Annotated in this window: 12 protein-coding genes; 6 read left to right on the forward strand and 6 right to left on the reverse strand. The window is 45.6% G+C overall.

The annotated features are described in order from the left end of the window. Positions 1-69: 69 nt before the first annotated feature. The 3 genes from G519_RS0113660 to G519_RS0113670 all read right to left on the reverse strand — a co-directional run bounded on the left by G519_RS0113660 (position 70) and on the right by G519_RS0113670 (position 3,267). A complete protein-coding gene (locus G519_RS0113660) occupies positions 70-1,596 on the reverse strand; it encodes a tripartite tricarboxylate transporter permease (RefSeq protein WP_029195175.1) in 1,527 nt (508 codons plus the stop codon). A 54-nt stretch (positions 1,597-1,650) separates the two neighbouring features. Next, a complete protein-coding gene (locus G519_RS0113665; RefSeq protein ID WP_029195176.1) occupies positions 1,651-2,109 on the reverse strand; it encodes a tripartite tricarboxylate transporter TctB family protein in 459 nt (152 codons plus the stop codon). A gap of 75 nt (positions 2,110-2,184) precedes the next feature. Further along, positions 2,185-3,267 carry a Bug family tripartite tricarboxylate transporter substrate binding protein gene (locus tag G519_RS0113670; RefSeq protein WP_174806655.1) on the reverse strand — a complete coding sequence of 361 codons (1,083 nt, stop codon included), beginning with the start codon at positions 3,265-3,267 and terminating at the stop codon, positions 2,185-2,187. Between the two features lie 210 nt (positions 3,268-3,477). Between G519_RS0113670 and G519_RS0113675 the strand changes: the two genes are divergently transcribed. From G519_RS0113675 to G519_RS0113685, 3 genes are all read left to right on the forward strand, one after another. Continuing rightward, positions 3,478-5,109, forward strand: a complete 1,632-nt coding sequence (locus G519_RS0113675) for an ATP-binding protein (RefSeq protein ID WP_029195178.1) — start codon at positions 3,478-3,480, stop codon at positions 5,107-5,109. Further along, positions 5,084-5,797: a DUF977 family protein gene (locus G519_RS0113680; RefSeq protein ID WP_029195179.1), complete on the forward strand. Its 714-nt coding sequence runs from the start codon at positions 5,084-5,086 to the stop codon at positions 5,795-5,797. Before G519_RS0113675 ends, G519_RS0113680 begins: the two co-directional genes overlap by 26 nt. 210 nt (positions 5,798-6,007) lie before the next feature. Then, positions 6,008-6,886 (forward strand): helix-turn-helix domain-containing protein, encoded by an 879-nt coding sequence (locus tag G519_RS0113685; RefSeq protein ID WP_029195180.1) that lies wholly within the window; start codon positions 6,008-6,010, stop codon positions 6,884-6,886. Positions 6,887-6,938: 52 nt separating this feature from the next. On the opposite strand, the gene G519_RS0113690 is transcribed toward G519_RS0113685, so the two are convergent. Both G519_RS0113690 and G519_RS0113695 read right to left on the reverse strand, forming a co-directional pair. Beyond that, positions 6,939-7,898 (reverse strand): acetylxylan esterase, encoded by a 960-nt coding sequence (locus G519_RS0113690; protein WP_029195181.1) that lies wholly within the window; start codon positions 7,896-7,898, stop codon positions 6,939-6,941. A gap of 24 nt (positions 7,899-7,922) precedes the next feature. Continuing rightward, positions 7,923-9,584, reverse strand: a complete 1,662-nt coding sequence (locus G519_RS0113695) for a hypothetical protein (RefSeq protein ID WP_029195182.1) — start codon at positions 9,582-9,584, stop codon at positions 7,923-7,925. Between the two features lie 241 nt (positions 9,585-9,825). Here G519_RS0113695 and G519_RS0113700 point away from each other — a divergent pair, with 241 nt between their 5' ends. From G519_RS0113700 to G519_RS0113710, 3 genes are read left to right on the forward strand one after another with little or no spacing between them, the layout of a single operon-like run. Next, positions 9,826-10,851, forward strand: a complete 1,026-nt coding sequence (locus G519_RS0113700; RefSeq protein ID WP_029195183.1) for a methionine ABC transporter ATP-binding protein — start codon at positions 9,826-9,828, stop codon at positions 10,849-10,851. After that, complete coding sequence (locus G519_RS0113705) at positions 10,848-11,510, forward strand: methionine ABC transporter permease (RefSeq protein ID WP_376768154.1); 663 nt, start codon at positions 10,848-10,850, stop codon at positions 11,508-11,510. Before G519_RS0113700 ends, G519_RS0113705 begins: the two co-directional genes overlap by 4 nt. Positions 11,511-11,538: 28 nt before the next feature. Then, positions 11,539-12,387 carry a MetQ/NlpA family ABC transporter substrate-binding protein gene (locus G519_RS0113710; protein ID WP_029195185.1) on the forward strand — a complete coding sequence of 283 codons (849 nt, stop codon included), beginning with the start codon at positions 11,539-11,541 and terminating at the stop codon, positions 12,385-12,387. Between the two features lie 83 nt (positions 12,388-12,470). Here G519_RS0113710 and G519_RS0113715 read toward each other — a convergent pair whose 3' ends face one another. After that, a complete protein-coding gene (locus G519_RS0113715) occupies positions 12,471-13,307 on the reverse strand; it encodes a YitT family protein (RefSeq protein WP_036632887.1) in 837 nt (278 codons plus the stop codon). Positions 13,308-13,510 lie beyond the last annotated feature (203 nt).

The following is a 13,510-nucleotide window of genomic DNA, read 5'->3' on the forward strand; positions in this document are numbered from 1 at the left end:
CCCTATTCTACCGATAGAGGCTGATTGGTATCAGAGCTCCACCCAGCATCATAGGGGTTTACGTCCAGCTTATGCTTCTTCGTTTACGAGAACATTTTTGCCTCTCATCTTCAGGATTAAAGGGATCGTCAACCATAAGAATCCAATGATCAAGAAAGCGAGAGAAACAGGTTTTTGTAGGAAAATCATGAAATCTCCATTCGAAATGGTCAACGCTCTGCGCATGTTATTTTCCAGCATCGGTCCAAGAATAAGACCAAGTACCAATGGTGCTAACGGGTAATCGTTTTTCGATAAGAAGTACCCTACAAGACCGCATCCCATAATCAAGAGCAAATCAAACGTTGAATATTGAACGGCGTAAACACCGAATACGGAAAACACGATAATTAATGGAATCAAATATTTCGTTGGTGTTTCAATAACTTTGGCAAACACTTTAACAAGCGGCATATTCAGAATAAGCAGCATCAGGTTGCCCACGAACATACTGGCAATAACGCCCCATGCGAGCTGCGGGTGATCTTGGAAGAGCAAAGGACCCGGCTGAACATTGTACATAATGAAAGCACCCATCAGAATAGCGGTTGTACCGGATGAAGGAATGCCGAGTGTCAATAGTGGAATCATAGCGCCGCCTGACGCCGCATTATTTGCAGCTTCCGGAGAGGCTACACCTTCAATAGCACCCTTCCCGAATCTCTCGGGATTTTTACTGATTTTCTTTTCTACAATGTAAGCGAAAAAGGAAGCAAGAATGGCACCGGCTCCAGGCAGAAGCCCGATGAAAAATCCAAGAACCGAGCCTCGAGCGATTGGTGCCGCGCTATCCTTCAAATCCTTCTTGGTCGGTAGGATTCGATTGATTTTGGCCAATTCGCCGTCATTTCCTTCTCGCTGCAGAATGGTCTTGAATACTTCACCGACAGCGAATGTACCTACAGCTACAGTCAGGAATTCCAAGCCCTGATAAAGTTCAGGGATATTAAATGTAAATCGTTCAACGCCGGATACATTATCAATCCCGATCGTTGCGAGCAGCAGCCCGAAGGCTGTCATCATTAAGGCTTTGACCATGGATTTGCCAGCAAGACCGCTGATTGCGAGTAAGCCGAGAACCATGAGCGAGAAATATTCGGCAGGACCAAACTTGATGGCAACTGCCGACAAGGGCCTGGCTAGGAAGATAAGTCCTATGAGAGAAATAATACCGGCTGCAAAGGAACCGATCGCCGAAATCGCAAGCGCAGCACCAGCTCTGCCTTGTTTAGCCATCTGATAACCATCTAGGGTCGTTACTACGGAAGAAGATTCTCCCGGTGTATTCAGCAGGATGGAAGTCGTCGAACCTCCGTACATCGCTCCATAATAGACACCAGCGAGCAGAATAATAGAGCTCGTCGCGGCTTCTTCAGGACCTAATCCTGCAGTCATTGTCGCTGTTATCGGGATTAACAGAGCTACACCGCTCATGGGTCCAATCCCGGGTAGGACACCTACCACGGTACCAATTAATACGCCTAGAAAAACAAACACGACATTGTGCCACTGCATTGCAGTACCCAAGCCATGAAGCACATAATCAATCGTGCTCATTTCAATAACCTCCTTAGAGCTTGCTTTTAGCAAACCCACTGCGTAAGCGATATCTTAGAAGCCTAACCAAGCTGGGAATCCAGGAAGTGACCCATCTAAACCATTCACATACAGCGTATACACCCCATAGGAGAATGCAGCTGAGATCAAAAGCGAAACCCAAACTCTGCCTTTTTGCATCGTTTGGAACCCAATCATTAAAAAGAGAAACGTGGAGATGACGAATCCGATATCTTCGAGAAATAACGCATAAAGGACTGCTGCAACGAAAATGATTCCAAATCTTTTGTAATCCAAATTTTCTTTATGCTTTTTCGCCTGCTGCTTGCGGAACGTATCATAAATGAGACGAATGCTCATTAGTGCTAAGAAAGCCCCCAGCATCATTGGGAATATATTAGCGCCTACATTACTGCCGTAAGCACTTGTTGAAATGCTTCTGCTGCCGATCACAAATGTGGTGCCGATAGCGAAAAAAACGATACCTGCATAGCGGTCAAACATGGTATTCATCTGCCTACTCAACCTCCCGCCCTTCGTGCATGGGAAGAAGCAAAATTCGCTTCTTCCCAGCATCCCAAGGCTCTCTTATTTCTGCATACCCAAAGCTGTTAGCATATCTTTCAATTGCGTTTCTTGCTGACCTAAGAAAGCTTTGAAATCATCCGCTTTTTTATAGTCTGTTTCCCAATTGTTCGCTGTCATTTCTTTTTTCCATGCATCAGAATCAACCATTTTCTTGATCGAATCTTCCCAGAACTTTTTCGCACCAGCATCCATATTCTTAGGTCCGAAGAAACCGCGCCAGATTAAGAACTCAGCGTCAACACCTTGCTCTTTCATCGTAGGAACATCTTTCATACTGCCACCAAGTCGTTGTGGAGCTGCTACCGCCAGCACTCTGATTTTGCCTGCTTTCACATACTGATCCAAGGAAGATGCATCGGTACCAAGCACATCCGCATTACCGCCGAGCAGAGCAGTTACCGCTTCCCCGCCGCCATCATAGGAAACGTATTTCACCTTTTTCGGGTCGATTCCGTATTTAAAAGCAGGAAGAATAGAAACCAGATGATCCATAGAGCCAGGTGCAGAACCGCCAGCAACCGTCAGTTTCGTAGGATCTGCTTTCAAATCATCCAATAGCGACTTTAAATCTTTATATTTCGAGTTTGCCGCTACCGCTACCGCGCCATAATCCTTCGTCAATTGAGCAAGCGGTGTTGTGTCAGCATAGCCGTATGGCGTGTTGCCTTCTTTTTTCAGATGGTTAATGAGAATCGGCGGCGAGCTTACGAACAATTTGTAATTGTCCTTCACATCTTTAGTCGCATATTCCGCCATGAAGACGGCACCGCCTCCGCCCGGTTTATTTTCAACCGAAATAGGCTTATCCATCGCTTTCGTTTCCGTCAATACTTTGGCAATCGTACGAGCTGTCATATCCCAACCACCGCCTGCGCCGGATGGTGCAATGATGCTAATCGCTTTTTCAGGATATTTGGATGCCGCTTGTGCTGGTGCCGTTGTTTCTTTGGCTTTGTCACCCGTTGCTTCTGTTGGTTTAGCTCCCCCATTACCGCATGCTGCCAAGGAAATTGCTAACAAACTGATCGATGTTACTTTCCAAGATGCTGACCATACATTTTTTATCAAAAGAAACCCCTCCATCTTTTTGGTTTTATACGTGTATCCGCTTTCTTTGAAGCGCTTTCAGAATATCACCTGAATAGAAAATTGAAAAGTTTAACAAGATTAATTATAATAACGTCGTTTTGGGCATTTTGTTCATATTGTTCACGACTGCTCCTACGCGTTTTCCCTCAAAATGAGAGCGCTTTATGATACAATACTAGCAAAAACGGGGGGCTTTATTGGGGAATGAGACTGCAAACCAAGCTGATCCTGATTATTTGTTCACTGCTTGTCTTTATCATCCTAAGTCTTGGCGGCATTTTCTATTACCTAATGACCTCAGCCCTTGAGGAACAGATTGGTACACGCGCCTTGAAGGTAGCCGAGACTGTGGCCAGTATGCCTGAAATAAGGCATGCCTTTCAATTAAATGACCCCTCAGCTGTCATTCAACCCATTGCGGAAACGATTCGTGAGAAAATAGATGCGGAATACATCGTTGTTGGAAACCGTGAAGGGATCCGTTATTCGCATCCTCTACCTGATCGAATAGGCAAAGAAATGGTTGGGGGAGATAACGGACCTGTTCTTGAGGGGAAATCCATTATTTCCGAGGCAATTGGTTCTTTGGGTCCATCACTCCGCGGCAAAGCTCCGGTATTTGGTGATAATGGTCAAGTGATTGGTATCGTATCCGTTGGCTTCCTGACAGAGGACATTGATCTGGTTACCACTGCGTATCAAACACGAATCGAGACGATCTCTTTGATCGTTCTCGTCATCGGACTTGTAGGTTCTGTCCTCATCGCCCATAACGTCAAGCGTTCCATTCATGGCTTGGAACCCAAAGAAATCGGTGCCTTATATACTGAAAAGAAGGCGATTCTAGAGTCCATTCGCGAAGGTATTATTGCAATTAACCGTGAGGGTGTTATAACGATGGCTAACCGATATGCCCTTCAGCTGCTGCAGCTGCCTGTCACGGCAAAGATTACTGGAAGGCATATTGAGGACATTATTCCGAACACGAGATTGTATGAAGTCGTTCGTTCGGGCAAAGCCGAATTTGACCATGAAATGCTCATTGGCGACCATGAGGTTATTGTGAATCGGGTACCAATTATTGAGCGAAAATTAGGCGTGACAGGCGCAGTTTCGAGCTTTCGCAGCAAATCAGAACTGTATCGATTGGCCGAAGAACTTTCTCAGGTCAAACGCTTCGCTGAAGCTCTCCGTGCACAAACGCATGAATTCTCGAACAAGCTGTATGTCATCTCTGGGCTAATCCAGCTCGAATCGTATCAAGAAGCTGTTGAACTTATCTCACGAGAGGCCAATGTGCATCAGAATTGGGTACAGTTCATTATGCGAGAAATCCCCGATCCCATGATTGGCGGGCTGCTCATTGGTAAATTCAATCATGCGCAGGAATTAAAAATAACGTTCGAAATCGATCACGAAAGCTCATTCAGTGACATCCCGACTCAGATGGATCGAAATATGCTCGTTACCATCATCGGTAACCTTATTGACAATGCCATGGAAGCGGTACTTGCTGGTGGCGATCAGACGGAACCGCATGTGAAGTTATTTCTAACCGACCTTGGTGAGGATCTTATTATCGAGTGCGAAGATCGAGGTGTAGGCATTCCTGAGGAAACGAGTATGGCAGTATTTGAAAAAGGCTTTTCGACCAAAGAAGGGGAACACCGCGGCATTGGACTCGCTTTGGTCCAGCATGCTGTCGGAAAGTTGAGCGGGTACATTACGTTTCACAAAAACCCCGCAGGCGGCACCATTTTCACCGTTGCGATTCCCAAGATCCCTGATCTCAAAGAAAGGAGCCTGCCCAATGGAACACCAGAATCAAACCGTTGAAGTATTAATTGTAGAAGATGATGTGAAAATTGCCGAGATTAATAGACGATTTATTGAAAAAGTAGATGGATTCCACGTTGTCGGTATCGCCACAGATGTGAGTCAAGCCAAGGAACAGTTGGAAATTCTGACCCCGCATCTCGTCCTACTCGATGTCTATTTACCGGGCGCCAACGGCTTAGAGATGCTTTCCTTTATTCGGCAGCATTACCGGGAAACAGACGTCATTATGATCACCGCTGCCAAAGAAATAGACGCCATTCGGGACGCTATTCGCAGCGGTGCGTTTGATTATATCATTAAGCCGCTCGTCTTTAATCGGCTTCAAGAAACACTATTACGCTATCTGAATTTCCATCGTGAACTGAGTCGGATGAACGAAAGCGGCATGATCAATCAGAGCGATGTTGATCGCCTTATGTCCGGAACCTCCAAGAAGGAAACCAACTTGGACACCTCTTTCCTGCCCAAAGGAATTGATAAGCTCACGTTGGTAAAAATCGTACAAGCGATTTCAAGCGCATCCGGCGGCTTGACCGCTGATCAAATCGCCAAAGAAATCGGTGTCAGCCGCTCCACCGGCCGCCGCTACCTCGAGCACTTAGTCAGCTCAGGCGATTTGTACGCCGACTTGTCTTATGGTGTGGTCGGTCGACCGGAGCGGGTATACCGGCGGAAGAATGCTTGATCGCAGGTACTATGGATAACGGAGAAAGGGTTGTCCAGTTTGAATTGGCTTTTGGTGCGCTAGTTAGGTTTGATTAACAGGAAAACAAATTAGCTGGAGGAAAATGGTTGTTACTTCATTGCCTTTATTTTATGATGAGAGCGTACCTATCTTTAGGGTTCATTCCGACATTCATTAGGGCCTTATTTGACATAACAGGAGTAAAATGAAATGACCATTAAACGAAGCATTATCGAAACGCCCGGCGATCAATATTTCCTTCCGGAACTTCCGCTGTACGTCAACCGAGTTCACGAATCATTTGAAATGCTGCAGCATAAGCACGATTTCATTGAAATTAGCTATGTCGCTGAAGGCAGTGGTGCACATTACATCGACAATACTTCTTTACCCGTATCCAAAGGGGATCTCTTCTTCCTTCCGGTTGGCGTCTCCCATGTGTTCCGCCCCTCATCTTTCGCTCAGAAAAATAACCTTGTGGTTTACAATTGCATTTTCACGCAGGAATGGTTAAACCAACTATTTCACTTGCAATTGAGAGGAAGTAAAGATGACTTCAACGTCCTATTCATGCAGGCAACCGAACGCGCTGCTTGGCTTTCTTTTAAAGAGCGCAATGGGGAATTCCAGCCTCTTTTTGAACGATTGCATTTCGAGTTTAGTGCTCATCGCAGCGGTTTTATGACGATTTTGCAAACTTGTGTGGCCCAGCTTCTTGTTTACATGTATCGCTCCAAAATGGATTTCACTCCGGAAGCGTCCAAAGCTAATCTGCAGGACTTAGATAGTCTACTTATCTATATTCGCGGGCATTGCAGCAGCCCAATATCGCTTAAGGAAGCTGCAGCCAGATTGTCGATCAGCGAACGTCAGCTTCATCGCCAGCTTAAAAAGCATACGGGAATGTCCTTCATGGAGTTCGTGCAGCACGCGCGAATTGAAGCCTGTTGTCAGCTATTGCGAACAATCGATCACAAGATCAGCGATATCGCTGCAAGTGTCGGCTATCAGGATATGAAATTTTTTAACCACCTTTTCAAAAAGATAACCGGGATAACCCCCAGTCAGTTCCGACAACAACATAGATAACAAAAAAATGCCCCTCCATCACGAAGATGTGAGAGGCATTTCAGTTTCAGTTTTAAAGACCCAACATAAATTGCAAAGTTTTATCGCTGAAGCCAGGTAAACCTTCGTGACCATAGTCCGGGTACAACTCAAACTGCTTTTTCGACTTGATTTTGTTATAAGCAGCAAACTGCGTGGAAGGCGGGCATACAGTATCGCTTAGACCAACAGCCATCAGTACTTCACCTTGGATGCGATCTGCCAGATTCTGAATGTCAATATAGCCCAGCTTCGTGAATATTTCATCTTCGCGTTTGTGCTGTGGATCGTGGCGGCGGAAGAAATCCTTCAGTTCCTGATAAGCATCCTTCGCCAAGTCCATTTCCCAAACACGCTTATAATCGCTAAGGAATGGATAAACTGGCGCTAACCGCTTAATACGAGGCTCAAGTGCCGCACATGCGATCGTCAAGGCGCCCCCTTGAGAGCCACCCAATGCGCCTACACGCTCGGGATCAACCTCTGGCATGTTCATCGCAATGCCGGCAAGTTGAGCCGTATCTAAGAAAATATCCCGATACAACAATTGATCCGGGTGATCATCTAAGCCGCGAACGATATGTCCGCGAAGCGTCGTCCCCTTAACTCCTCCCGTATCTTCCGATAACCCGCCTTGACCACGGCAATCCATGGAAAAGAACGAGTAGCCTAGAGCGGCATACGGTAATTTACCTAACCAATCGCCGGAGCTTCCAGAGTAACCATGGAATTCAACGATAGCTGGATGCGGCTTATCTGCGTGTTTAGGACGAACATATTTGGCATAAATACGAGCCCCTTTGACACCTGTAAAATAGAGATCAAAACATTCGGCGTAAGGCACTTGAAATTCACTCGGACGAAGTTCAATTTGAGGATCGACGGCCTTCATTTCAGCAATGGCCCGCTCCCAATAAGAATCGAAATCTTCAGGGCGGGGATTACGCCCTTCATAAGTAACTAGCTTTTCTAATGGAAAATCAAATAATGGCATGTCCAATCCTCTTTTCTATTTTTTTCAAGAAACCGTATAGCTAGAGAAATCAACAGCTTCACCATTCACAAGTCTGATGATCTTCCTGTCATTATGTAGGCCACTGCTTAAAACCATCGTTTCATCCTTCAAAGTCGTATAGGTGATTTGCAATTCGTCCTCGCTGGAAAGGGTATAAACGGGTTGTTTCTGCTTCATCCTATTCGCAAATTGCTGTACATCCCTTATCTGAAGGGTTTCTGCTGTTCGCTGGTCGATACACTCGACAACAACGGAATTCATTCTTCCTTGGCTTGTGACAACGGATCGATCTTCGCGTACTTCCCTTTGAAAAGACTGCTGCACATAAACAGCCATGTAAACATGTCCGCATAATCCAAACAGTCCGTTAGGTTCCTCTACCCAATCTCCTACAGGCAGACATCCCATGATGAATTCAGGCTGGCCGTCTGGAATTTGATAGGAAGCAATCAAGGCATTTTGATGAAAAAGCACTTCAGAAAACTCACTTTGATGACGTAAATCTCCTTCTGCATAGCCTTGACCAGGGTGAAAAAAATACAAATGATTTATACCTTGGACCGCATCTAACGGAAGGGCTACATCCCAGCGATGCTGTTCATTATCAAACTCCTGTACGCGTTCCCACATACCGCCTAGGGCAAAGTTTTCTGTGATATATACATAACTGTGCAGCACATCATTATCGCTGATAGATAGAGCTGCTTTTTGGGGAACTCTGCGAATCACTTCTACCGGAGTCGAACGTTGCAAGGCAGTGCGCTGGACTTCTGACGAAGCTTCATAGGCAATAAAACCTGCATACTCGGTTCGAGGCATGTAATCAGGCAATGTGAAATCGCCAAACTGAACATAATCATGCAGTACATTGTTGTCCCTTGGCATATCATGCGGCCATATCCGTGAATGGGGGCCTACCCATGCCCCTCCCAGATAATAGTTCGAGCGAACCTCCCAGAGGTAGTCCAATAGACGAGCTAATTCAGCTTTAATTTCTGCATCCTTCATAAGCTCCCAAGCGCACGTAAAAGCCTGCATCCAGTGCCAGAACCAAGGTAATCCCCCATATTCTGACATGCCTCTCGAAGTAACCTGATTCAGCGTACTGCGCAAGCTTTGGCAGCCATCCTCAAACAATGCCGTATCCTCATAAAACTGTCCGAAAATAAGCTTAGCTGCCGTGTATTTCGCTTCGTGATGGTTGTAATTCTCAGATGGTCTGCGATAAAAATCACTTTTATAAATATGCAGCATTGCTACAGCAAATAAGTTACGCAAGGATTCACTCAAATTGTCTGAATAGCGTTGATAGAAATAAACCATCAAACTTCCCATTAATTCAACAGGAAGTGTATTTTTCGGTGCTTCTTGTGGAGTAGGTCTTAGATGCAAGGGCCAATGACCGTAGGTCACACTCTCTTCATTCTGGTCCTGGAGTTCCAGTATATGAAGCAGAATGCCCTCAGCCTTGATCTTAGCCTGCTCGCGATCCCCTTCAAAAGGGACTGCTTCTTCCTGTGACGCTGCAAATAAATAAGAAGCATAGTAGAAATTATCTCGGATATCGTGATGAAATAATAAACCGCTGTTTAAAATAGGCTGCTTGAATGCCGCTTCAGCAATTCTGGACTTGATGTCATTTTGGCGTTGTTGCAAATTTGTCAATTTTGTCACCTCCTTAATAAAAACTTAAAAAATACCGATTTTCACCTTATTTAAGCGCTATCTTTCTAAATTGAAACGGTTAACCTCAGTTTATATGTTAATAATTAGAGCGTCAATGCAAAGTAAATATTCGTTTTCCATATTTTAGATATTGCATCCTCTTGCAAATTCTTATAAAATGATCTACCGTTGGTCAAAATATACAATCACCAATATTTGCATGGAATAGGAGGTATTCATCCTGATTCATATCGAAAATTTACAAAAAGTATATGAGGATATTCCGGGACGTGTACCGGCCATCCAGCAGATCCATTTACATATCGATCGCGGAGAAATATTCGGCATCATCGGACATTCCGGTGCAGGGAAGAGTACATTACTGCGTTGTGTAAATCTACTGGAGCGCCCCTCCTCTGGCAGCATTCACATTGATGGTGAAGAAATGACAAAGTTGGATTCTCGCCAGCTGCAAACGAAACGCCGTAAAATCGGGATGATTTTCCAACATTTCAATCTCCTTTCTTCATCTACCGTTGCCGAAAATATTGCCTTTCCTCTGAAATTGACAGGGATGGGGCAAGTGGCAATTCAAGCGCGTATTAAGGAGCTGCTTGATTTAGTCGGTCTGCAAGAACACGCGCAAAAGTATCCAGCCCAGCTTTCAGGCGGACAGAAGCAGCGCGTCGGTATTGCAAGAGCTTTGGCTAATCATCCAGATATTCTCCTATGCGACGAAGCGACCTCAGCGCTCGATCCTCAGACAACGAATGCCATTCTTGCGCTTCTGCTCGATATCAATCGAAAGCTTGGCATTACGATCCTGCTCATCACGCATGAAATGCAGGTCATTCGTGCGATCTGTGACCGCGTTGCTGTTATGGAGAAAGGCTTGATTGTTGAAACCGGGAAAGTGCTTGACGTATTTCTAAAGCCTCAGCATGCGGTTACGAAGGAGTTCATCGGACAAGTTTCGGATTTCGCACAAAGTTCAGATCAGGATCCGATGGTGAAACAGGGAGAAAAGCGCGGAACGGTAATCCGGATTACCTACATCGGTGCCAAAACGTATGAGCCGATCCTGTTCGAAACCGTCAAGTCGACGAATGTGTCCTTTGCCATCCTTCAGGGTACTATTTCTTCTATGAAAAGTGTCCCTTACGGTCAATTGGTTGTGGAATTAACAGGCGGACACCAAGAAGAAATCGATTCTGTGATTGCCAAGCTTGAGCAAGAAGGAATCGACGTGGAGCTGCTCAACCCATGAATATGACCTGGGACATTAACTGGTCCGAAATTATGAAAGCAACCGGCGATACACTCGTCATGCTGGGATGGTCGCTCTTATTCACAGTCATCATCGGCATGGCACTGGGCATCATTTTATTTCTTACCTCCAAAGGGCAGCTGCTGCAAAATCTGCCGCTTTACGGAGTGCTCTCGCTGATCGTGAACATCTTGCGCTCCGTACCGTTCGTGATTCTGATGATCTCGGTTTTTCCGATCACGAAGGCCATCGTGCATACAACCATCGGCGTACAGGGCGCGATCCCGCCTCTCGTGATCGCAGCTGCGCCGTTTCTCGCGCGGCTGGTTGAAACCGCGCTGCGCGAGATAGACAGCGGCGTCATTGAAGCCGCGCAATCGATGGGCGCTACGCCGTGGCAAATCGTCTGGCGCGTCCTGATGCCGGAAGCGCGCCCGGGTCTGATCTCAGCCGTTACCGTGACGGCTGTTGCCCTGCTCTCCTACTCCGCCATGTCAGGCGTCGTCGGAGGCGGCGGGCTTGGCGATCTCTCGCTTCGCTACGGCTACATGCGGTTCCGTACCGATATCATGATCGTGACCGTCGTCATTCTCGTCCTTTTCGTTCAGCTCCTGCAAATGCTAGGAGACCGATTGGTCGTTAAATTTAACCGCAAATAAAACACATTATTTTGGAGGTCATCTCATCATGAAGAAACTTTCGCTATCATTAATGGCTATATTCGTTGTGCTTGCACTTGCAGCATGCGGACAGAAAGCCGCTGAAACGCCTGCAAGCTCGGCACCTGCTGCCTCAACTGCTCCAGCAGCAGCCAAAGAAGTTACACTTAAAGTCGGTGCATCTTCTGTCCCTCATGCCGAAATTTTGAATAGCCTTAAAGACAAAATGAAAGCACAAGGCGTGAAGCTTGAAGTTATTGAGTTTAACGATTATGTTCAACCGAACGTGCAAGTGTTTGAAAAACAATTGGACGCTAACTTTTTCCAACATCAGCCTTACCTGGATCAATATAACCTAGATAAAAAACAAAACCTCGTAAAAGTAGTTGGCGTGCACATCGAACCGTTCGGCGCTTATTCCCAAAAGGTGAAAGCCGCTGCAGAATTGAAGGATGGCGCTTCCGTCGCTATTCCTAATGATCCTTCTAATGCCGGCCGTGCGCTTGCGCTGATGGAGAAAAACGGACTGATTAAACTGAAAGACGGCGTTGGCATCAAAGGTACGGTTCAAGATATCGTAGAAAACAAAAAGAAGCTTCAAATCAAAGAATTAGACCCTGCCATGCTGCCACGTACGATCGGCGAGTTTGATTTGGCTCTAATTAATACGAACTATGCACTTCAAGCGAATCTTAATCCGACGAAAGACGCTTTGTTTATCGAGGATAAAAACTCGCCTTACGTAAACATCGTTGTTTCTCGTCCGGACAACAAGGATTCCGAAGCGATGCAAAAGCTTGCTAAGGAACTGAACTCCGCTGACACGAAAAAGTTCATTGAAGATAAATACAAAGGCGCGATCGTGCCTGCGTTCTAAGCATTCAGCAAGAGAAAAAACAGCCCGTCCCTTTTTCAGGGACGGGCTGTTTTTTGATATAGCTGCAACACCCAAGAGTCCGATTACTCCTGCTTTGCGAATCCATTCCCAACAACTTCTCTCACATCACTGAAAGTTACGAAAGCGGATGAATCCACGCGATGTACAAGTGTTTTCAGCTTGATGATTTCTTTGCGGCTTACGATACAATAAATCACTTCTCTGTGTTTGCCTGTATAGCCGCCTCTTCCTTCAAGAAAAGTAATCCCTCTATTTAATTCCGTCATAATCGCATTTGCTGTCAAATCCGGTTGGGCTGTTATAATAAAAGCCGCCCGCGCGCCAGAGGCACCCTCCAGCACAAAATCAATGACTCTAGCTCCAACAATAATCGCAACTAACGTATACATCGCACGCGTGAGATCCAAATAAATCAGCGACAACAGCAGTATGACGAAATCCAGCGCTAATATAGTCTTCGCGATCCCAATCCCATAATGCTTCTGCATCAGACGCGCAATGATATCTGTCCCCTCTGTCATCCCCTCGAAACGGAACACAATGCCAAAACCAAGTCCAACAATCCCTCCCGCATATAACGAAGCTAACAGAGGATCAGGCAAGGGCATGGAAAAGCTCTCGAATAACCACAAAAACAGCGAAACCGATAACATCCCTACAACTGTATAAATGAAACTAATGCGTCCGAGCATTTTCCAACCGATAAGAATAAGCGGAATATTAATGAGTAGATTCGTCCATGCGGGATTCCATCCGAGCACATATTTGAGCAAAAGAGCTAGGCCAGTTATCCCTCCTTCTGCCAGTCCATTTGCAAGATTGAAATAATTGATACCAAAAGCGATGATGGCAGAACCAGCTATGATGGCCGCAATATTGATCCATTTGATTCTATTCATAATAATTCTCCTCAATAACGACATTGATCGTCTATTATACCCTTATTTGTCCATAAAATGAACCCATCCATACATTAAGTAAAAAACACAGCTTATATATGTTAGAACTTGCTCTTAACATTGCGCTCGCGGAACGAGGAGCCTCTATTCTCCCGTCTTGTCCTAATCAGTCATAACTAAAAAAAGGACCTCCGCAAAGCAGC

It is taken from the genome of Paenibacillus alginolyticus DSM 5050 = NBRC 15375 (assembly GCF_000422905.1).
In the GTDB taxonomy this organism is placed as follows: Bacteria; Bacillota; Bacilli; order Paenibacillales; family NBRC-103111; genus Paenibacillus_E; species Paenibacillus_E alginolyticus.

What these genes read in the sequence shown, in the direction of transcription:
- G519_RS0113660 (WP_029195175.1), bottom strand. Translation starts at nt 1,596, where the DNA reads ATGAGCACGATTGATTATGTGCTTCATGGCTTGGGTACTGCAATGCAG.
- G519_RS0113665 (WP_029195176.1), bottom strand. Translation starts at nt 2,109, where the DNA reads ATGAATACCATGTTTGACCGCTATGCAGGTATCGTTTTTTTCGCTATC.
- G519_RS0113670 (WP_174806655.1), bottom strand. Translation starts at nt 3,267, where the DNA reads ATGGAGGGGTTTCTTTTGATAAAAAATGTATGGTCAGCATCTTGGAAA.
- G519_RS0113675 (WP_029195178.1), top strand. Translation starts at nt 3,478, where the DNA reads ATGAGACTGCAAACCAAGCTGATCCTGATTATTTGTTCACTGCTTGTC.
- G519_RS0113680 (WP_029195179.1), top strand. Translation starts at nt 5,084, where the DNA reads ATGGAACACCAGAATCAAACCGTTGAAGTATTAATTGTAGAAGATGAT.
- G519_RS0113685 (WP_029195180.1), top strand. Translation starts at nt 6,008, where the DNA reads ATGACCATTAAACGAAGCATTATCGAAACGCCCGGCGATCAATATTTC.
- G519_RS0113690 (WP_029195181.1), bottom strand. Translation starts at nt 7,898, where the DNA reads ATGCCATTATTTGATTTTCCATTAGAAAAGCTAGTTACTTATGAAGGG.
- G519_RS0113705 (WP_376768154.1), top strand. Translation starts at nt 10,848, where the DNA reads ATGAATATGACCTGGGACATTAACTGGTCCGAAATTATGAAAGCAACC.
- G519_RS0113710 (WP_029195185.1), top strand. Translation starts at nt 11,539, where the DNA reads ATGAAGAAACTTTCGCTATCATTAATGGCTATATTCGTTGTGCTTGCA.
- G519_RS0113715 (WP_036632887.1), bottom strand. Translation starts at nt 13,307, where the DNA reads ATGAATAGAATCAAATGGATCAATATTGCGGCCATCATAGCTGGTTCT.